This is a genomic window from Candidatus Accumulibacter phosphatis (assembly GCF_000024165.1).
In the GTDB taxonomy this organism is placed as follows: Bacteria; Pseudomonadota; Gammaproteobacteria; order Burkholderiales; family Rhodocyclaceae; genus Accumulibacter; species Accumulibacter phosphatis.
The window spans coordinates 4758503-4777949 of sequence record NC_013194.1; the positions used below are offsets into that span (position 1 = coordinate 4758503).

17 protein-coding genes are annotated in these 19447 nt (G+C 62.2%); 5 read left to right on the plus strand and 12 right to left on the minus strand.

Annotated features, from left to right (window positions below):
• Window positions 1-126: 126 nt before the first annotated feature.
• Complete coding sequence (locus tag CAP2UW1_RS20780) at window positions 127-588, plus strand: CBS domain-containing protein (RefSeq protein ID WP_015768584.1); 462 nt, start codon at window positions 127-129, stop codon at window positions 586-588.
• Between the two features lie 57 nt (window positions 589-645).
• Here CAP2UW1_RS20780 and CAP2UW1_RS20785 read toward each other — a convergent pair whose 3' ends face one another.
• The 8 genes from CAP2UW1_RS20785 to CAP2UW1_RS20820 all read right to left on the minus strand — a co-directional run bounded on the left by CAP2UW1_RS20785 (window position 646) and on the right by CAP2UW1_RS20820 (window position 8407).
• On the minus strand, window positions 646-1809 hold the full coding sequence (locus CAP2UW1_RS20785) for a deoxyguanosinetriphosphate triphosphohydrolase (RefSeq protein ID WP_412566876.1): 1164 nt from the start codon (window positions 1807-1809) through the stop codon (window positions 646-648).
• Window positions 1760-2848 carry a 3-dehydroquinate synthase gene (gene aroB / locus CAP2UW1_RS20790; RefSeq protein ID WP_015768586.1) on the minus strand — a complete coding sequence of 363 codons (1089 nt, stop codon included), beginning with the start codon at window positions 2846-2848 and terminating at the stop codon, window positions 1760-1762. Before aroB ends, CAP2UW1_RS20785 begins: the two co-directional genes overlap by 50 nt.
• Window positions 2836-3366: a shikimate kinase gene (locus CAP2UW1_RS20795; protein ID WP_041568800.1), complete on the minus strand. Its 531-nt coding sequence runs from the start codon at window positions 3364-3366 to the stop codon at window positions 2836-2838. The genes aroB and CAP2UW1_RS20795 overlap by 13 nt, the downstream gene beginning before the upstream one ends.
• 100 nt (window positions 3367-3466) lie before the next feature.
• Window positions 3467-5578: a type IV pilus secretin PilQ gene (gene pilQ / locus CAP2UW1_RS20800; protein WP_015768588.1), complete on the minus strand. Its 2112-nt coding sequence runs from the start codon at window positions 5576-5578 to the stop codon at window positions 3467-3469.
• Window positions 5579-6094, minus strand: coding sequence for a pilus assembly protein PilP (locus CAP2UW1_RS20805; protein WP_015768589.1), 516 nt, complete (start codon window positions 6092-6094; stop codon window positions 5579-5581).
• The gene (locus tag CAP2UW1_RS20810; protein ID WP_015768590.1) at window positions 6091-6765 is read right to left on the minus strand and encodes a type IV pilus inner membrane component PilO; all 675 of its coding nucleotides are present in this window, start codon (window positions 6763-6765) and stop codon (window positions 6091-6093) included. Before CAP2UW1_RS20810 ends, CAP2UW1_RS20805 begins: the two co-directional genes overlap by 4 nt.
• A complete protein-coding gene (locus tag CAP2UW1_RS20815) occupies window positions 6762-7331 on the minus strand; it encodes a PilN domain-containing protein (protein ID WP_015768591.1) in 570 nt (189 codons plus the stop codon). Before CAP2UW1_RS20815 ends, CAP2UW1_RS20810 begins: the two co-directional genes overlap by 4 nt.
• Window positions 7328-8407: a pilus assembly protein PilM gene (locus tag CAP2UW1_RS20820; protein ID WP_015768592.1), complete on the minus strand. Its 1080-nt coding sequence runs from the start codon at window positions 8405-8407 to the stop codon at window positions 7328-7330. The genes CAP2UW1_RS20815 and CAP2UW1_RS20820 overlap by 4 nt, the downstream gene beginning before the upstream one ends.
• Before the next feature lie 425 nt (window positions 8408-8832).
• On the opposite strand from CAP2UW1_RS20820, the gene CAP2UW1_RS20825 reads away from it, so the two are divergent.
• The 3 genes from CAP2UW1_RS20825 (at window position 8833) to msbA (ending at window position 13634) form a co-directional block, all read left to right on the plus strand.
• Complete coding sequence (locus CAP2UW1_RS20825) at window positions 8833-11067, plus strand: penicillin-binding protein 1A (RefSeq protein WP_199931743.1); 2235 nt, start codon at window positions 8833-8835, stop codon at window positions 11065-11067.
• Window positions 11068-11349: 282 nt separating this feature from the next.
• Complete coding sequence (locus CAP2UW1_RS20830; protein ID WP_015768594.1) at window positions 11350-11547, plus strand: hypothetical protein; 198 nt, start codon at window positions 11350-11352, stop codon at window positions 11545-11547.
• A gap of 284 nt (window positions 11548-11831) precedes the next feature.
• Window positions 11832-13634 carry a lipid A export permease/ATP-binding protein MsbA gene (gene msbA, locus CAP2UW1_RS20835; RefSeq protein ID WP_015768595.1) on the plus strand — a complete coding sequence of 601 codons (1803 nt, stop codon included), beginning with the start codon at window positions 11832-11834 and terminating at the stop codon, window positions 13632-13634.
• Window positions 13635-13677: 43 nt separating this feature from the next.
• Here msbA and CAP2UW1_RS20840 read toward each other — a convergent pair whose 3' ends face one another.
• Genes CAP2UW1_RS20840 through CAP2UW1_RS20855 form a run of 4 tightly spaced genes read right to left on the minus strand, consistent with a single transcriptional unit; the run spans window position 13678 to window position 18031 of the window.
• On the minus strand, window positions 13678-15114 hold the full coding sequence (locus CAP2UW1_RS20840; protein ID WP_015768596.1) for a lipopolysaccharide kinase InaA family protein: 1437 nt from the start codon (window positions 15112-15114) through the stop codon (window positions 13678-13680).
• 55 nt (window positions 15115-15169) lie between these two features.
• Window positions 15170-15994 (minus strand): lipopolysaccharide core heptose(I) kinase RfaP, encoded by an 825-nt coding sequence (rfaP, locus tag CAP2UW1_RS20845; RefSeq protein ID WP_015768597.1) that lies wholly within the window; start codon window positions 15992-15994, stop codon window positions 15170-15172.
• Window positions 15991-17112, minus strand: a complete 1122-nt coding sequence (locus CAP2UW1_RS20850) for a glycosyltransferase family 4 protein (protein WP_015768598.1) — start codon at window positions 17110-17112, stop codon at window positions 15991-15993. The genes rfaP and CAP2UW1_RS20850 overlap by 4 nt, the downstream gene beginning before the upstream one ends.
• Window positions 17113-17164: 52 nt before the next feature.
• Entirely contained in the window at window positions 17165-18031 is an 867-nt protein-coding gene (locus CAP2UW1_RS20855) for a lysophospholipid acyltransferase family protein (protein ID WP_015768599.1), read from the minus strand.
• Window positions 18032-18240: 209 nt separating this feature from the next.
• Here CAP2UW1_RS20855 and metK point away from each other — a divergent pair, with 209 nt between their 5' ends.
• A complete protein-coding gene (gene metK / locus CAP2UW1_RS20860; RefSeq protein WP_015768600.1) occupies window positions 18241-19407 on the plus strand; it encodes a methionine adenosyltransferase in 1167 nt (388 codons plus the stop codon).
• The last annotated feature ends 40 nt before the right edge of the window (window positions 19408-19447 follow it).

The window sequence follows — 19447 nt, forward strand, 5'->3', positions numbered from 1 at the left end:
CTCCCGGGCGCAGCCTGGACGATCAAAAGAAAGCGGCGAGTCCTCGGAAGTTGATCGACATCTGATAGAATCGGTCAGATAAGTCAATTGGCGCATCAGCCAGCTATCCTATCTCTAGGGGGTCACATGGAGGTCAAAGAAGTTCTGCAGGTCAAAGATTCCGCGCTGTTCGCCGTACATCCCGACTCGCCTCTCTCCGAAGCGGTGATCATGATGTCCGAAAACGATATCGGCTCCGTCATCGTCATGGAGGGTGGCAAGCTGGCAGGGATGCTGACCTTCCGCGAGGTTCTGAGCATACTCGCGAAACGCCAGACCGAACGCCGCGTCGGGCCGACCCCGCCCATTGCCGAGATCCTCGTCCTCGAAGCCATGGACCGCGATCCACCGACCACGGACCCGGACATGGACGTCGATGAGTTGCGCCGAATCATGGTCGATACGCATACGCGCTACGTGCCGGTAATGGAAGGCGATACCATCGTCGGCATCGTTTCGTTCCATGACGTTGCCAAAGCGGTGCTCGAAGAGCGCAACATGGAAAACAAGCTGCTCAAGGCCTATATCAAGGACTGGCCTGCGCCCTGACGCAGGGCGCTAGACTTGCCGCCGGCCGCAGCGATGATCCTCGGCCGTTGGAGCGCGTCAACTGCCGCCAACCGAGAACAGGCGCCGGTGCTCCCTGATCGCATATCGGTCCGTCATTCCGGCAATGTAATCGGCAACCCTGCGTACCTGCTCGCCACCGGCAGCCACCTGGTACTGCGGAGGTAGCAAGCGCGGATCAGCGGTAAAGGCGGCAAACAGGTCACTGACGATTCGCTGCGCCTTGCTGGCCATTCGCAAGACCTGGTAGTGCTGGTAAAGGTGGCCTCGCAGGAAGCGCTTCATGTCGCGTTGGGCGGCAAAGACCTCATCCGAAAACGCGACCAGCGGCGGTGCACTGCGTACATCGTCGAGACTGCGTGGTCTGTGGCAGGCGAGGTGGCCGGCAGTTGCTTCGATCAGGTCGCAAACCAGCGTATTGATCATGCGGCGCACCGTCTCGTGAATCAAGCGACGCCCGCGGAGATTCGGGTATAGACCACGGACTTCGGCGATATGCCTGGCAAACAGGCTGACATCTTCCAGATCTTCCAGACTGATCAGACCAGCTCGCAACCCATCGTCGACGTCGTGGTTGTTGTAGGCAATTTCATCGGCCAAATTGCAGATCTGCGCCTCGAGTGACGGTTGCATCCGCTTGAGGAAACGCTCGCCGACGTCGCCAAGCTGGCGAGCGTTGGCGAGCGAACAGTGCTTGACGATTCCCTCGCGCGTCTCGAAACACAGATTGAGACCATCGAACGCGGCGTAACGCTCCTCGAGCAGGTCGACTGTGCGCAGGCTCTGCAGATTGTGCTCGAAGCCGCCGTGCTCACGCATGCATTCGTTGAGCGCATCCTGGCCAGCGTGCCCAAAAGGCGTGTGCCCAAGGTCATGCGCGAGCGAGATGGCCTCGGCGAGGTCCTCGTCGAGTTGCAAGGCACGCGCAATTGCGCGCGCTATCTGGGCCACCTCGAGGCTGTGCGTCAGGCGAGTGCGGAACAGGTCACCTTCATGATTGACAAAGACCTGCGTCTTGTACTCCAAACGCCGGAAGGCCGTCGAGTGCACGATGCGGTCTCGGTCGCGCTGGAATTCGCTGCGATGCGCCGGCTCGCTGTCCGGGTACCGGCGGCCCCGGGAACTGGCGCCGGAGGCGGCATAGGGCGCCCGCTCAGGCACGCGCGAAACGTGCGGCGATGGCGCGTCGGACCTCAGATGCAGGCGCTTCGTCAGTCAGCACAGCCTCGCCGATCCGCTTCAGGAGAACGAGGCGAAGCCTCCCATCCTGCACCTTCTTGTCCTGCTGCATGAGATCGAGGTAGCGTTCGACCTCCAGCACAGGCCCGCGCACCGGCAGTCCAGCGCGCTGCAACAGTCGTTCGACACGAGCGACGTCTTGCTGGCCTATCCAGCCGAGCTGCGCCGAGAGTTGTGCAGCCATCAGCGTCCCCGCTGCGATGGCTTCTCCGTGCAGCCACTGGCCATAACCCATCCCGGTTTCAATCGCATGACCGAAGGTGTGGCCCAAGTTGAGCAAGGCTCGTTCGCCGCTCTCACGCTCATCCGCGACAACCACTTCTGCCTTGTTCCGACAGGAACGGTAAATGGCCTCGGCCAGCACCGCCGGCTCGCGCGACAGCAGGCGATCGAGCTCGACCTCGAGCCATTCGAAGAAAGGCAAGTCCCTGATCAGCCCGTACTTGATGACTTCCGCCAACCCCGCTCGCAACTCGCGATCGGGCAGCGTCGTCAAGGTATCGGTGTCAGCCAGCACGAGCTGCGGTTGGTAGAAGGCGCCGATCATGTTCTTGCCAAGCGGGTGATTGATCGCCGTCTTGCCACCAACTGAAGAATCCACCTGCGCGAGCAGCGTCGTTGGGATCTGGATGAACGGCATGCCACGCTGAAAGCAAGCGGCGGCAAAGCCGCTCATGTCACCGACCACGCCACCGCCGAGAGCAATGAGTGTGGTGGTTCGCTCGCAACGGCGCTCGAGCAGGGTGTCGAAAACCGAGTTCAGTGTTCGCCAGTCCTTGAACTTCTCGCCATCGGGGAGGATGATCTCGATGACTGCCGTGCCCGCGTGGCGCAACGCGCCCGCCAGTCGCGGCAGGTACAGGGGAGCAACCGTGCCGTTGGTGACGATTGCAACTCGCGGCTGTCGCAAGAAAGGCAGCAAGAGGTCGACGCGCTCGAGAAGTGCACGCCCAATGTAGATAGGATAGGCGCGATCTCCCAGGGCAACGGTCAGCGTTTCCATGGCACTTTCTTTTCCTTGATCATTTGGTTTACCACAGACTGCGCGGTGATTCGGCTGCCACTGATCACCAAGTTCGCAATGCTGCGATAGAGCGGGTCTCGCTGCGCGTGCAGTTCCCGGAATTTTTGCAGAGGGTTGCCGACCTGCAGGAGCGGGCGGCCCTTGTCGTGCCGCGTGCGTTCGCAGAGGGTTTGCAGCGGTACGTCCAGGTAGATGACGAAGCCACTGTCTTTGAGGTTTTCGCGGTTGTCGGGCCGCAGCACGACGCCGCCGCCGGTGGCGACGACCTGACCACCAAGTCTCGCCAGGTCCGCTATCACTAGGGCCTCGCGCCTGCGAAAACCTTCTTCGCCTTCGATTTCGAAGATCGTCGGCAGGCTGACGCCTGTGCGAGCCTCGATCTCGTGATCGGAGTCGACAAAGCCGTAGGCTAGTCGTCTGGCCAAGGCTTTGCCAATTGTCGTTTTCCCGGCCCCCATCAGGCCAACCAGATAGACGTTGCGTTCGTCGTACTCGATCTTCACGGCCCTATTCTAGCGCAGCGGCCGCGCTGCCGGCCCGTACCAGAAGACCGGGGCGAGCGTCGCGCTTCGCTATTCTGATCCCAAGGGGGTACAGTCAGCGTATGGCGAGGCCTTGGGCGACGATCCTCGGCGTGATGAAGATCAGCAGTTCCTGCTTGTCATCAATCCACTCGCGGCTCTTGAAGAGCCAGCCGATATAGGGAAGGTCGCCGAAAAAGGGAATGCGCTGGGTGTTGTTGCGCACTTCCTGCGTGTAAATCCCGCCGATCACCACCGTTCCACCGTTCTCAACCAGCACCTCGGTCTTCACGTGCTTGTTATCGATGGCCACACCAGCACCGGTGTTCAGACGCGTATTCGGCGTGTCCTTATTGACCTCGACCTTCATCGTCACGTTACCGTCCGGCGTGATCTGTGGCGTCACTTTCAACGACAAGACGGCCTTCTTGAAGGACACACTGGTCGCGCCGGAACTCGTCGCCTGCTGGTAGGGAATCTCGACGCCCTGCTCGATGAGTGCCTCGATGTTGTTGGCAGTCATCACGCGCGGACTGGAAATCACCTTCCCACGGCCATCGGCTTCCAGCGCGGAAATCTCGGTGTTCAGAAACTGCGTCAGTGCGCTGTTGTAGAGAACCAGTGAGAACAGACCGGCATTACCCGTGCGCGGTGTGGCGGGAAGATTGACGTTGAAGGCGTCGGTGTTGAAGTTCGGAATGTCCCTGACCTGCGTCGTGTAAAAGCCAGGAGTGTTCGCTCTCGCGCCAGCCATGGCGGTGCCGGAGGCTCCCTGCCCGCCAAACTGGTAGCCCTGTCTCTGATTCCAACCGAGGCGAACGCCGAGGTTCTTGGCGAAACTGTCCCCAGCTTCAACGATCCTGGCCTCGATCATGACTTGCCGCGCCGCCACATCAACCTTGGTGATGATGGCGCGGAGTTCGTCCAGACGGCTCGGCGTATCCTTGACAATGACCATGTTCGAACGTGGCTCCAGGACAGCGCTGCCACGCTTGGAAAGCATTCGCTGGGCCGGGTTGTCGAACAGCTTGTGCATGTCCTCGGCCCGGATATAGTTCAACTGGAAACTCTCGGTCTGCAGTGGTTCGAGGTCGCTGATCTGCGCCTTCGACTCGAACTCGAGCTTTTCCTTGGTCGCGATCTCATCGCGCGGCGCTATCAGAATGACGTTTCCATTCTTGCGCATGTCCAGGCCCTTTTGCTGCATGATGATGTCGAGCGCCTGATCCCAGGGGACATCCTTGAGAATCAGTGTGATGGCGCCGCTCACGGAATCGCTGATGACCATGTTCATGCCGGTGAACTCGCCGATGACCTGCAGCAAACGACGGACATCGACGTTCTGGAAATTCAGCGACAACTTCTCTCCCTGATAGCCGCCGCGCGTCCCTTGAACCAGCTTATTCGGGTTCTCGATAACCGGTTTCACTTCGATGACGAATTGGGTATCGCTCTGATAAGCGTTGTGCTCCCACAGGCCACGCGGGACGATCGTCATGCGGGCGTTCTCGCCTTTCTGGACGGTGGTCACGGTCTGCACCGGGGTTGCGAAATCGGCCACGTCGAGCCGCTTGCGCAAGCTTTCCGGGACAGACACCTTGGCGAAGTCCACGACCAGACTCGATCCCTGCTGACGGATGTCGATGCCGGCATTCGAGTCACTTAGGTCCACAGTGATGCGCGCCTCGCCGTCCTTGCCGCGCCGGAAGGCAATGTCACGCACGCTGTTCAAGTGAGACGAAGCTACTGCCTTCGCGAAGTGGTCCACGGGTACCGCGCCTTCGGCGACCCGGCTCGGCGACAGCGCAAGCACCAGACTGTTGCCGTCGATTGTCGCTTCGTAGGTCATGACCTTGTGCAGGTTCAGGACGACGCGCGTGCGATCGTCGGCCTGAACGATATTCGCGCTCTTCAGATCGCCCTCGTTGAATGCCTGGCTGGATCTGCCGAGACCGTTCGTCGTGTTCGCGAAATCGAGCGCGATCCGCGCCGGCTTGGCAACGCTGAACGCCGCGGGAAGGGCTTTCAAGGGCTCCTTGAAGGTGAGCTTGACGTTGAGCACCTGGCCTTGCTGCACGACGTTCATCGCCTCGATCGAGTTTGCTCCGGCGTCCTGTGCGCTGGCTGTCCCGAGCGCCAGTAACGCGCCGCCGACAAGACCGAGCAGGTAGTTTCTGATCTGCCTCATTTACTTCGCTCCCTTCTCCTGCAGCAGCAAGGTGCTCGTTCTTTCCACCCAGTCACCTGCGGAATCCTGAATGAGTTCCCGCAGAGTTACCTCCGGCTCGGAAACGCTCACCACCACACCGAAGTTCTGCCCCATGTAGTTCCCAATCTTGGCTTGGTACAAGGTACCGTCAACCTGAATGATGGCGTACGATGCCTGCTTCCTGGTCATTACGCCCACGTATTTCAACGACTCGAGAGGATAGGCTTCGAGCGGCTCCTTGGGCCGATCCAGGTCAGGCCGGAAGCCAGTGCCACCCTTCTTTTCCTCCGGAGCCATCTTGCCCGGCTTGAAGGGATCCAGCAGGTTGCCGACATCATAGGGAACGGGCTCGTAGGGTTCCACTACGGGCAACGGCGGAATCTTGCCTTTGGCGTCCTGTGCGACAGTAGCCATCCATTGGCGCAATTCCTCCTGGTCGCCCGTGGCACAGCCGACCAGAACGAAACTGCACAGGAGAACAGCGAGTTTGCTCATTTCTTCGCACCCTTGGCGGCTTGGGCGGCCTTCTTCTTCGCTGCCAACTCTTCTTCGTCGAGATACCGGAAGGTCTTGGTGACGGCATCCATCACCAGACTCCCATCCTTGGCCTGCGGATTGGCGACGATGGAAACATTGTTCAAGGTGACAATCCTCGACAGTTTGCCGATGTCGCCGGCAAACGCACCAAAGTCATGGTAGCTCCCGGTCAAGCGCACGTTGATCGGCAGTTCCGCATAGAAATCCTTGACCTGCTCGACACCGGGCTTGAAGAGGTCGAACTGGAGCCCCCTGCCCATGCCCGCCTGATTGATCTCGACCAGCAGTGATTCGACTTCGGCCTTGTTTGGCAACTGCTTGAGCAGCGCCCCGAACGAGCGGTCAATCTCGTTCAACTGCTGGACGTAAAGGTCGAGATTCACTGCCTCCTTCTTCTTGGCAACGAACTCATCTCTCAACTTCAGCTCCGTCTGCTGCTTTTTTTCGAGCATATCCAGTTGGTCAACCCAGACAAACCACCAGCCCGCCAGCATTATCGCCACGAACAGGGCAAGCAGGATGGTCACCCGCGGTGCAGCGGGCCATGCCCCTACATCCTTAGGATTGAGATTCTGGAAATCGAGAAGGATGGCTCTGAAATCGATCACCGGGAACGCGGGTGCTTTCATTTCTTCCCTCCCTGTGCGACAGGAGCGGCCCGCTTGAGCGACGCATTCATGCTGAATTCATTCAGGCGACGTTTGTCAAGCATTACCGCCTTGATCTCGACCAACTGCGGCTTTTCCAGCCATGGCGATGCCTCAATGTTGCGCATTAGCGTCGATACCCGGGCACCCGACTGCGCGTAACCGCCGAGGCTGAGTCGCTGGCCCTCCTGTTTGAGCGAGCGGATGAAGACGCCTTCGGGCATCTGCTTGGCCAGCTCGCTCAGCAGGCGCACCGCCTCCGCGCGATCACGCTGCAAGGACTCGATCACGCGTTTGCGCTCCATCAGTGCCTGGCTCTGCTCCTTCAACCTCTTGATCTGGTCGATCTGTTTGTCAAGTACGGCAATTTCCTTTTGAAGAAACTCGTTCTTGGCATCCTGCGCCGAGATATAGCCGCCGATTATCGAATAAACCAGAAAAACAAGCAGTCCGGCGAGCACCGAAACCAGCCCGAACAAGGCGTAGAACTGTTGCCGTCGCGCCCTGCGTTTCTCTTCCCGATGCGGCAGAAGATTGATACGTATCATTCGTCGAACCTCCGCAGCGCCAGACCGCAGGCAACCATGAGCGACGAAGCATCTGCCTGGAGGCTTTTCTCGCGCACGCGTTCGGAAAGCAGCATGCCGATAAAGGGATTGGCAATGATCGTGTTGATCTGGGTGCGGCCGGCGACGGCTTCGTCGACGCCGGGAATGACTGCGCAGCCACCCGCCAGAACGATGTGGTTGATCTGGTTGAACTGGGTCGAGGTAAAGAAGAACTGCAGCGCGCGGGACAGTTCCAGAGCGAGCGCCTCGATGAAGGGCCGCTGGAGTTCGCTTTCGTATCTCTCCGGCAGCGTGTTGCGGCGCTTCTCTCCTTCAGCTTCCTCGAAACTCATCGAGAACAGGCGCGCGATATCCTGCGTCAACTGGTTGCCGCCGAAGGCCTGCTCACCAGCGTAAACCTGTTGGCCGTTACGCAGCACCGTCAGGTTCATCACGTTGGCGCCGACGTCGACGAGGGCCACGATTTGCCCCTTTCCGCCATCGGGAAGGTGCTTCTGCACCAGGTCGAAAGCCGACAGGACCGCGTACGACTCCACATCGAGCACGACTGGCTTGAGTCCAGCCGACTCAGCCACCGCCACACGGTCTTCGACCTTCTCCTTTCGAGACGCAGCGATCAGCACCTCGATTTCGTCGGGAGAAGAGGGCGCCGGACCGACCACCTGAAAATCCAGGTTGACCTCCTCGAGAGGAAACGGAATGTACTGGTTGGCTTCGGACTCAACCAGCACCTCCAGGTCCTCCTCGCGCTGCCCCGCAGCAACGATGATCTTCTTGGTAATGACATGCGATGCCGGCAGCGCGATGGCGACCTGCCTTGTCGACGTCGCCAGCTTCTTCCACGCACGCCTCACGGACTCCGCAGCCGCCTCGAGGTTGACGATGTTTCCGTCTGAAACCACATCCCTCGGCAACGTCTCGATCGCGTAGCGTTCGACGCGGTACGCCCCTCTACCGTCGCTCCCCAGCTCGACCATCTTGACCGACGATGAACTGATGTCGAGACCAATCAGCGAGCGCGCCTTGGGATTAAAGATCGAAAGATCCAACGTCAAATCGCCACCCCTCGCCAAAAAACCCTTCAATAATTTGTAGTTAGCGTACTTATAGATATTCTACTTTAGATGCTAGCAACAAGCTTCCGGCGTGTAAAGCAATTTCTCCGGGTTCACTGCGAACTCCCGGCGTAGCGTCATCAGAATCAGACAGGGTGACAGACGTCGTGGATTCAACTCGGCCAAGGCTCGCGCACCCCGCTGACATGGTGGCGCCAAGCCGCTGCCGATCCGTCGGAAAATCCGTGGTGGCCTTGGCCACGGCCACCGAGGAACAACACGGCCGTCGGTCGCTTGCTGTTCGCGTCTTTTCGTGGCCGCACCAATATAATAGTAGGTATTTGCTACTCTTCCCGGACAAGCTGTTGCCTACTGCCCTTCGTTGGTTCCTCTATCCGATTGTCTTTCTTGTCGGCCTCACCGCTATGGCCATTGCCCTGGCGGCTGTGGTCCTCAGCCTGACCTACCCGAACCTGCCGTCGCTGGAGATTCTTACCGACTATCGACCAAAGGTTCCGCTGCGGGTCTACACCGCCGACGGTTATCTGATTGGCGAGTTCGGCGAAGAGCGCCGGGCCATCGTCAACATCCAGGACGTGCCGCCCATCATGAAGCAGGCCATCCTGGCCGCCGAGGACGAGCGCTTCTATCAGCACGGCGGCGTCGACACGCTGGGCGTTCTGCGGGCACTGCACGCCAACCTGCTGGGCGGCGGCAAGCGTCAGGGCGCGTCGACCATTACCCAACAAGTGGCCAAGAACTTCTTCCTCTCTTCGGAGAAAACCTATACGCGCAAACTCTACGAAGCGCTCCTGTCCTTCAAGATCGAGAGCAATCTCAGCAAGGACCAAATCTTGGAGCTTTACATCAACCAGATATTCCTTGGGCAGCGTGCCTACGGCTTCGCGGCCGCAGCCCAGACCTACTTCAGCAAACCGTTGGCCGAGCTGACGCTCGCCGAAGCGGCAATGCTCGCCGGACTGCCGAAGGCACCGTCTGCGTACAACCCGGTGGTCAACCCGAAACGTGCACGGGTGCGCCAGCAGTACGTGCTGCGCAGAATGAGCGAACTCGGTTTCATCAGCGACGCGCAGTATGAAGCAGCACTTCAGCAAGCACTGGTGATCAAACGCGACGTCAATGAAGCGCCCGTTCACGCCGAGTTCGTTACCGAGATGGCGCGCCAGATTGCCGCCGAGCGTTTCCCTGATGACGTGTATACCCGCGGCCTGCGGGTATACACGACGATCGTCAAGGACGATCAGGAAACGGCCTACGCCGCCCTGCGCCGGGGCGTCATGGACTATGACCGGCGGCACGGATACCGCGGTGCCGAGGCCTACGTCGATGTAGGCGACATCAAGTCCGAGCAGGACGACGCCCTCGACGAACTGCTGCAGGATTTCCACGATGCCGAGGACCTGCATCCGGCGATAGTCCTGCAAGCCGACAGCAAGAAGATTCGTGCCTACCGACGCGGTGGCGAAGTCGTCACCATCAGCGGCGACGGTCTGAAGTTTGCCGCACGCATGATCGACGAGAAGGCACCAGCGAACAAGCGGCTCCGCCGCGGCGCGGTCATTCGCATCCAGAGCGACGACAAGAGCACCTGGCGGATAGTGCAGATGCCGGAGGCGGAAGCGGCTTTCATTGCCGCGGATCCCCATGACGGGGCGATCCGCGCCCTGGTTGGCGGTTTCGATTTCAACCACAGCCAGTTCAACCACGCGACTCAGGCCTGGCGGCAACCCGGTTCGAGCTTCAAGCCCTTCATCTACTCCGGCGCGCTCGAGAAGGGTTTCACTCCAGCCTCGGTCATCAACGACGAGCCGATCAGCTTTCCGGCGGCGGTAACCGGTAGTCAGGCGTGGGAGCCGAAGAACTACGATGGGAAGTACGAGGGCCCGATGCGCATGCGCACCGCGCTGGCCAAGTCCAAGAACATGGTTTCGATTCGCCTCCTGCAGGCGAGCGGCGTGCGCTTTGTGCAGGACTATGTCACCCGTTTCGGCTTTGATGCCAGCAAACACCCGCCGTATCTCACCATGGCCCTTGGCGCCGGCTCGGTCACCCCCTGGCAGATGGTTACCGCCTATGCGGTTTTTGCCAACGGCGGCTACCGTGTTCGACCTTACATCGTCAGCGAGATCCAGGACGACAAGAGACAGGTACTGGCTCGCGCAGAGCCCATCACTGCCGGCGACGAAACCCTGCGCGCCATCGACCCGCGCAACGCCTACCTGATGGACAGCATGCTGCGCGACGTCACCATCTACGGCACGGCGGCGCGTGCTTCGGCAACACTCAAGCGTAAGGATCTTGCGGGCAAGACGGGAACCACGAACGAGCACGTAGACGCCTGGTTTTGCGGTTACCAGCAAACGGTCGTCGGCTGCTCGTGGATCGGCTTCGATCAGCCGAAGAACCTGGGCGCTGGCGAGACCGGAGGCACGGCGGCCCTGCCCACATGGATTGCCTATATGGCCAAGGTCCTCAAGGATGTTCCGGAGTCGTTTCTCCCGGCTCCCGAGGGCCTTGTAACGGTTGCCTCGCCAGGCCCCGGGAAGGGTCCGAGCGAGGAGGTGTTCTACCGGGAAAACGCTCCTGCCGAACTGGCGCCGTCGCCACCGCTGGACGAAACCGTCAAACCCGAGGACTGAACTCCGGTCCACGCCGAGGCAGGCTCCCCGCGTTTCACACCTGCCCAGCCGACTTCCGCACGCCGACGACAAAAGCATGCCGACGGTGACGCATGCGGTGTGCATTTGTTCCTTCCGTCGGCCGGGTATTCGATCGACACTTCGTTTCAGAGGTCACCAGTCCGTCTACGGCTGGCGACCCTCGACCTGGGCGCCAACAGCGGGCGCCGGGCCGGCTGACAAGGCGCTGGGGCATCTGGTCCGTCTGCCTGACACGATAGTTGGGCGTACATGGAGGCTGAAATGAAAGTGCTGATGGTGGTCGAGGGCGACGATTGCGCGCTGCGCATCGAACCCGAGAATGAAGAAGGCAGGGCTCTGCTGGCTCGCTTCGGGGTAAAGGGAGTTTTCGAGACAAGACTCGGGCCAGTGCCGGCGGAGAGCGGCGGCGTGAAGGACCTGATCGAGTGCTACGAGGGAACGCCGGCGGAGCTTGATTGAAGACTCGCGATGGACACCGGCTCGCCTTGCCGGGCCATCGCGAATGAGGAGGATGTGCCGCCGCGCGGGCGAGTGTCGGCAGCGTCCCCCCACCGCCAGGGGACGCGCGGCAACCTTCTGGTGGTGGATGTAATGGCGAGACCATGACTCGATCTACGGCCGATAGCTGCCCGGCCCCTCGTCGATGATGTCGAGCATCCAGGCATCCAGCGGCGCAGGCCGGGCGGTTGAGCACCGCGTGTTAAACTCGGGGGTCAGAAAACTCGGCGAGAGCCCGCCCAAGAATGCCACCCGCCAGCCAATCTCGCGTTTCCTCGTGGCGCATCTACTTGCGGCTGCTCGGCTATCTGCGGCCGCTGGCCGGCCTCTTCGCGATCAGCCTCGCGGGCTACGTCATCTTCGCCTCGTCGCAGCCGATGATGGCGGGCATTCTCAAGTATTTCGTCGACGGACTCAACGCGACCAGCGACACGACGCCGCACGCACTTCCTCTGGTCGGCGCGCTGGAACTGATCTACGTCGTGCCGCTGCTGCTCGTCCTGGTTGTCACCTGGCAGGGGATCGGGTCGTTCCTCGGCAACTTCTATCTGGCAAAGGTCTCTCTCGGTCTCATCGACGATCTCAGGCGCGCGCTCTTCGACAGCCTGCTGCGGCTACCGAATGTCTATTTCGACAAGCACAATTCGGGGCACCTCATCTCACGCATCACGTACGACGTGACCATGGTGACGGGTGCGGCAACCGACGCGATCAAGGTGGTCATCCGGGAAGGATTGTCGGTCGTCTTCCTGTTCGGCTATCTGCTCTGGATGAACTGGCGACTCACCCTGGTCATGGTCGCCATCCTGCCGGTCATCGGTCTGATGGTGAGCCACGCCAGCCGCAAGTTTCGCCGACAAAGTCGGAAGATACAGGCAACGATGGGCGACCTGACACATGTCGCGTCGGAGACCATCCAGGGCTACCGGGTGGTACGCAGTTTCGGCGGCGAGGACTATGAATCGGCCCGCTTCCGAGCGGCGAGCGAGGAGAACAAGGCCAAGCAGTTACGCATGGTCAAGACCGCCGCCACGTACACACCGGCGCTGCAGTTCGTCACCTTCACCGCCATGGCGGCTGTGCTCCTGCTGGTACTCATGCTGCGTGGTGACGCGTCGGCCGGCGATCTGGTAGCCTACATCACCGCCGCCGGCATGCTGCCCAAGCCGATTCGTCAGCTCTCCGAAGTCAGCGCGACCATACAGAAAGGGCTGGCGGGGGCCGAGAGCATCTTTGCCCAGCTCGATGAAGCTCCGGAGCCGGATCACGGCAGCGTCGAAAGAGATCGTGTCACCGGCCACCTGGAGGTGAGAGACCTTTCCTTCACCTATCCGGAGCACACCCAGCGCGTCCTCGACCACGTCAGCTTCTCGGTAGAGCCCGGGCAAATGGTCGCGCTTGTCGGGCGCTCGGGGAGCGGCAAGTCGACGCTGACCAGCCTGATCGCCCGTTTCTATCAGCACGACTCAGGCCAAATCCTGATCGACGGGGTTGACGTCAGGGACTACACCTTGCGCAACCTACGCCGCCACATCGCCCTGGTCACCCAACAGGTCGTTCTGTTCAACGACACGGTGGCGAGCAACATTGCCTACGGCGACCTGGCCACGGCACCGCGGGCGGCAATCGAACAGGCGGCCGAGGCAGCATGCGCGCGCGAGTTCATCGACCAGCTGGCGAACGGTTTCGAGACGCTGGTCGGCGAAAACGGCGTGATGCTCTCGGGGGGGCAGCGTCAGCGACTGGCCATTGCCCGGGCGCTGCTCAAGGACGCGCCGATCCTGATTCTCGACGAGGCGACGTCGGCGCTCGACAGCGAATCCGAACGCCACATCCAGGGCGCGCTCGATCATGTCGTGGCCGGGCGGACGACGCTGGTCATCGCCCACCGTCTGTCGACGATCGAAAGGGCCGACCAGATCCTCGTCATGGATCAGGGATGCATCGTCGAACGCGGCAGCCACGCCGAACTTCTGGCCGGCAACGGCCATTACGCCCGACTGCACGCGATGCAGTTCAGCGAGCAGACAGCCAGCACCACGGACTGAGCGAAGCGCGCGCCGCCAGAAGTGGCGGCAGCGACGGTGCTCCTCAAGCGGCTGGCAAGTGCTGGTCCAGCCAGCGATGCAGCAGCGAACCGGCTGGCCAGTTGCGCAGCAGTCGGGCGCGATCGCGCCGCCAGGCGCGCGCGTGCGCCGCGGCCGATCGATGCTGCACGACGGCATCCAGATCGATCACCATTACCTGGCCGGCATCCCAGAGCAGATTCGTCGCCTTGAGATCACCGTGGCTGATGCGCTGCCGACACATCGACTCGAACAGGGCCAGAATCGCCGTCGCCTCGTCCTCGGACGGTTCGCGATCGGCGGCCAGATGGCTCAGCAGACTCGGCCCGGCGCAGAACTCGCTGATCAACCAGGCGCGTCGGCGCAGCGGGCCGACGCGCTCCTCGATCAGGGCCAGCGGCTCGGGAGTGGCGATGCCGAGAAAGCGCAGCCGGTGCGCTTCACGCCACGAATGCCAGGCACGACTGGGGCGCCACAGGCGACCGAAGGCGTGACGCAAGTCCTTGAGATTGTAGCGCTTGATGAGCAGAACGCGACCCGCGGCGACCACGCGGGCGACCGTCGTGGTACCACCGTCCTTCAGGCGCGAGCCCGCATCGATGGCGCAATCCGGCGCTGCCAGCAGGGAGGCCAGCGGCTCTGCCTGCGCGCGCACCACGGCGCTGAAACGGGTAGCACTTCGCTCGACGGCGAAGAGCGTGCAGTCACGAATGCTCTTCGCCAGAAAGTCACCCAGACGCCATGCCCTGACACGCGCGACCTGCTCGGCCAATGCCGGCAAGTCGGGTGGGGACGTCCCCGAGCCAGCGATGTACGCAGGCAGCAGCGCCGCCATCTGCCGATCCCAGACCGGCGGCAACTGCGCAAGCAGAACTGCCAGGTTGGCGCAGGCGCGCGCACGCGGCACAGCTTGCCCATGCGTGAGGACGCGCACCCCGTCGCCGTCGACAAGGAACACGCTGCCGTCATGACGGAGGAAATTGCCCAGGTGCAGATCCTCCTGGACCAGCCCGGCGGCGTGCAGTCTACCGAGCAAGCTCAGGGCGGGAGCCAGGACCGCAAGTGCCTCGCCATCACCAGGCGCTCGCCGAGTCACGCGTGCCCAGCATTCAGCGAGATCTTCTGCACGATCGAGAAAGGCGGTCATCAGCGCGTAGCCACCGCCGGCCATGGCCACGGCAGCAACCAGCGGCGGAGTCGCGACGCCAGCCTCGGCGAGAGCCGCGAGACCGGCACATTCCTGCCGCCAGTGCCTTTCGCCGCGCGTCCCGATGAAGAGCTTGGCCAACACCCGGCAACCGTCCAGCTGCGCCTCGCCGACAATTCGCTTTCCTGGCAAGACGCGCAACAGACTCAGCATGCTGAGCTCGCGACCATCGACCAGGAAGACGCGAAACGGCAGCGCTGGATGGCGGCCGGCCGTACGCAATTCCGCGGCAGAGGTCGGCTTGGGGGACGTCATCGTCCGCCGCCCAGGGGGCCGTCATCCAAGGCGTGCGCAGTGCACCACCGACACCTCACGTCATCTCGCCTTGCGCAACCTTGCGAACGAAGCGCGCCTGCAACTGCCGCGCCTCGTTCGCCAGATGAGCCAGCAAGGCTGCCTCCTCACTTACGACCCGCCGCAGCGGATAGCCAAAATAGGCAACCAGGAAGCGCAGCAGGTCACGCCGGGTCAGGCCGATGTCAAGCGCCGAAAAATGGAGGGCGGCCAGATCCTTGTCGCGCCAGCGCCGGGGTGTCGTCGGCCTGACCTGGGCACGATGGAGGTCGATCAGCGACAGTTTGAGCCGATCCGTCGTTGGTGGCGGATCAAGATGGACAAGAAAATGACAGATGTAGAAGTCCCGATGGTTGACCCCCGCCGTGTGCATGGTTCTTGCCGTCCAAGCGACGCGGGCGATCAGCGCACGTTTCAGCAGGATCGGAGGAGGATGGGTCGCCCAGTCGCTGCAGTAATCCTCCAGACTGACGGTCGGCGCCAGCTCTTCGGTCACGATGAATGAACGCTGGCGCGCTGGGTTGGCGCCTTGCTGGCCGAAGGCAACCGTGCGCATGGTGTCGACGCCGACGTCGGTCAAGCGCCGGATCGCCCGCCACTCGTCCTGCGCACCGAGTACCGGCAGGCGCAGCGAGACGAGATTCTTGACGATCTCGGCCCAGCCAATGCCGCGATGGATCTTCACGAAGTAAGCGCGCCCCGCCACTTCGGTACGCAGCGTCCGGCGCCCCTCCAGCTCACGGAACACCTCGCCAGCGAGCGCTTCGACAGCGGCGAAGGGATCCTTCCCCGACCACAACGAGCGAAACGGCTCGTCGAGAAATACAGTGTCCCCGCTCACCGCCGATGCCTCAGAATCACGTCAGCCGCATGTTCGGCGTTGTCGTAGATGTCCGCGTGCTCAGCGTAAGCGAGACCGTTGGTCCGCCAGCGGTCGCGTGCCGGCTCGTCACTGAGCATCTGCACGAGCGACTGGTCGAGACGTGACTGCTCAAAAGGTTCGGGAAGGACGATACCGGCATCTGCCTCGGCGACGTAGTGCGCATACCCGCAGACGGCCGTGGCAAGCACCGGCAAGCCAGCGACCACGGCTTCGAGCAGCACCGTCCCGGTGTTCTCGTTGTAGGCCGGATGCACCAACAGATCCGCGCCGAGCAGAAAACGCAGGATGTCGCTGCGCCCGCGGAGAATCTGGACGCGGTCAGCAAGCCCGAGAGATCTTGCCTGAGCAAGGAACGCCTTGGGATCGTCGTCACCGATGGTAATCAGCCGGCAACGACTGCCGAGAGACTTGGGCAACGCCGACAGCGCCTTCAGGCTGCGGTCGAGCCCCTTGGTCTTGAAGCCCGAACCGATCTGCAGCAGGAGCAGGTCGTCACGCGTCAGCGCAAACTCGCTACGAAAGGTCGCCCGGATCTCGGCGGCATCGGCAGGTGCCCGCCGGTCGCGCGCAATTCCCGGCGGCAGCAAGTGCAGGCGCTCGTCGGGAGTGCCATAGTACTTCTGAAACAACGGTTTTTGCAGTGGCGAGAGCATCAGGATCTCGGTGCCGCTGTCGCGCGTGAAGACCGCGCGCTCGTAGGCCGCGAAATGACGGTAGCGCGCGGACAATCGGTAGAGCGGATGGCGCAGGGTGCGCGCCTTGTCTTCGAAGCAGGGATCGGCGGCAAAGTAAACGTCAAGCTCGGGCATCTTGTTGAAACCGACGACTCGGTCGACAGGGCGCCTGGCCAGGTCATCCCGGATCCAGCCGCTGAACCGCGCATAGCGGCGTTGATTGGTCAGCGCCCTGACCGGCACCAACTGAACATCGAAGCCTGCCGGGACCTCGCCGCGCCATTCCAGCGTGTAGACGCGAATGGCGTGACCACGTGCCTGGCAGGCCAGCGCGATGCGCAGAAAATCGCGCTGCAGGCCACCAAACGGAAAATACTTGTACAGACAGAAGGCTACCTGCATCAGGCCGGTCCCGCGGCAAGGGCCGTTGACGCGCAGCGCTTTCCTGGCACCCTCATGCCCGCCCGACCTCGACCGGCGGCGGCGGTTCGCTGCCGCGGCGTCGCTTGTAGCGGTTGTAGCCCCACAAGTACTGAGTCGGGCACTGGCGAATGAGATGCTCGATCTCGTGGTTGATTTGTTGCGCCCGCTGCTCGATCGTGCCGCTGATCGGTTGCGTCGGCGGCTGCAGGCGAAAATGGTAACCGGCACCGGCGGGCAAACGTTCCGCCCAGACCATGATCACGCTCGCACCACTCTCGACCAGTCGAGCGGCGAGAGTCATGGTGTAGGCCGGCCGGCCGAAGAAGTCCAGCCACCGACCCTCGCCGGCCCTCGGCGCCTGGTCGGGCAACATCCCCACGGCCTCGCCACGCCTGAGCGCCTTGAGCAGGGTGCGCACACCCGACAGGTCGGCGGCCGCCAGATGCAGCTGCTCGCGTGCCCGCCCGGCCTCGATCATCGCCTGCAGCCAGGCACGCTTCGGCGGCCGATAAAGCACCGTAATCGGCGCCTGCGTAGAAAGGTACTGTGCGGTGACCTCGAAACAGCCGAGGTGGGGTGTCAGATAGAGGATCCCCTTACCCCGACGCGAGGCCGCTTCGACGAGTTCCCAGCCGGACACCTTGACGACGCGAGACGCGGTCTCGGCAAGCGGCCGCAGCCAGATGCGCGGCAGTTCGAGCATGCCCTTGCCGGTTTCGCCGATGGCTGCCGTGCGAATCCGCGCAGCCTCGGCCTCGCCGAGGGCGAGCACCATGTTCTCGCGCATATGCCGCCGATAGGTGGGCGAGAAGAGCCATGTCAGCCAGCCGAGCAGCACGCCGAGCGCGTGCAGCCAGGACAACGGCAGGAAGCTGAGAAGACGAGACAGAGTGATCACAAGGCTGGTACGCGTTAGGGTGACGGCAGGAAGGTTTGACCAGCCGCCACGAGAAAAACTATAATTATCCCTCCGCCGAGTTAATCAGGACAACTTGCAGGGCGGGGTAGCCGCAAATGCGGCGGAAAAATACTGCTAAAGCGTCGTCTGCTCGAACCCCGGAGCCGGCAACGCCGCCTTATCGGGGTTTTTTTTGGAGCAGACCCAGCGTGAGCAAAGAGTACCTTTTCACTTCGGAATCCGTTTCCGAAGGCCATCCGGACAAAGTCGCCGACCAGATTTCCGACGCCATTCTCGACGCGATCCTCGCCGACGACCCCCCGGCCCGGGTGGCCTGCGAGACTCTCGTGTCCACCGGTCTGGTCGTCATCTCGGGCGAGATAACGACCAAAGCGCACATCAACTATCGCGAAATCGCCCAGGACGCCGTTCGCCGCATCGGCTACAACAACTCCGAAATCGGCTTTGACTACAAAAGCTGCGCCATTCTGACAGCAATCAACCGCCAGTCACCGGATATTGCGCAGGGCGTCAACGAGGGCCAGGGCCTCGACCTCGACCAGGGTGCCGGCGACCAGGGGCTGATGTTCGGCTACGCCTGCAACGAGACGGCATCGTTGATGCCCCTGCCGATCCATTACGCGCACCGCGTCATGCAGCGACAGGCCGAGGTCCGCCGTGACGGCCGACTGCCGTGGCTGCGCCCGGACGCCAAGAGCCAGCTGACCGTCAGATACGTGGACAACAAGCCGGTTTCGATCGACACCATCGTCGTTTCCACGCAGCACGATCCGGACGTATCACACGCACAGATCGCCGAAGCGGTGATCGAGGAGATCATCAAGCCGGTTCTGCCGAAGGAACTGATGACCACCAGTACGCGCTATCTGGTGAATCCCACCGGACGCTTCGTCGTCGGTGGCCCACACGGCGACTGTGGTCTGACCGGCCGCAAGATCATCGTCGACACCTACGGCGGCGCCGCCCGGCACGGTGGTGGCGCCTTCTCGGGCAAGGACCCGTCGAAGGTCGACCGCTCGGCCGCCTACGCGGCGCGCCACGTCGCCAAGAATATCGTCGCCGCCGGCCTCGCCGACCGCTGCGAGGTCCAGGTCGCCTACGCCATCGGCGTCGCCCGGCCGGTATCGTTGATGGTCAACACCTTTGGCACCGGCAAGGTCAGCGACGAGGTCATCGTCCAGCTGATCGACAAGCACTTTGACCTGCGTCCCAAAGGCATCATCCAGTCGCTCAATCTGTTGCGCCCGATCTACCGCAAGACGGCCGCCTACGGTCACTTCGGCCGCGACGAACCGGAATTCACCTGGGAGGCGATCGACAAGGCAGCGGCATTGCGCGCAGACGCGGGGCTGTAGCTGCCCCCAACATTCAGACGGGGGCCGCCAGGCCCCCTTT

What these genes read in the sequence shown, in the direction of transcription:
- pilQ (WP_015768588.1), bottom strand. Translation starts at nt 5,578, where the DNA reads ATGAGGCAGATCAGAAACTACCTGCTCGGTCTTGTCGGCGGCGCGTTA.
- CAP2UW1_RS20805 (WP_015768589.1), bottom strand. Translation starts at nt 6,094, where the DNA reads ATGAGCAAACTCGCTGTTCTCCTGTGCAGTTTCGTTCTGGTCGGCTGT.
- CAP2UW1_RS20830 (WP_015768594.1), top strand. Translation starts at nt 11,350, where the DNA reads ATGAAAGTGCTGATGGTGGTCGAGGGCGACGATTGCGCGCTGCGCATC.
- CAP2UW1_RS20780 (WP_015768584.1), top strand. Translation starts at nt 127, where the DNA reads ATGGAGGTCAAAGAAGTTCTGCAGGTCAAAGATTCCGCGCTGTTCGCC.
- CAP2UW1_RS20815 (WP_015768591.1), bottom strand. Translation starts at nt 7,331, where the DNA reads ATGATACGTATCAATCTTCTGCCGCATCGGGAAGAGAAACGCAGGGCG.
- CAP2UW1_RS20825 (WP_199931743.1), top strand. Translation starts at nt 8,833, where the DNA reads ATGGCCATTGCCCTGGCGGCTGTGGTCCTCAGCCTGACCTACCCGAAC.
- CAP2UW1_RS20850 (WP_015768598.1), bottom strand. Translation starts at nt 17,112, where the DNA reads ATGCAGGTAGCCTTCTGTCTGTACAAGTATTTTCCGTTTGGTGGCCTG.
- msbA (WP_015768595.1), top strand. Translation starts at nt 11,832, where the DNA reads ATGCCACCCGCCAGCCAATCTCGCGTTTCCTCGTGGCGCATCTACTTG.
- CAP2UW1_RS20840 (WP_015768596.1), bottom strand. Translation starts at nt 15,114, where the DNA reads ATGACGTCCCCCAAGCCGACCTCTGCCGCGGAATTGCGTACGGCCGGC.
- CAP2UW1_RS20810 (WP_015768590.1), bottom strand. Translation starts at nt 6,765, where the DNA reads ATGAAAGCACCCGCGTTCCCGGTGATCGATTTCAGAGCCATCCTTCTC.
- aroB (WP_015768586.1), bottom strand. Translation starts at nt 2,848, where the DNA reads ATGGAAACGCTGACCGTTGCCCTGGGAGATCGCGCCTATCCTATCTAC.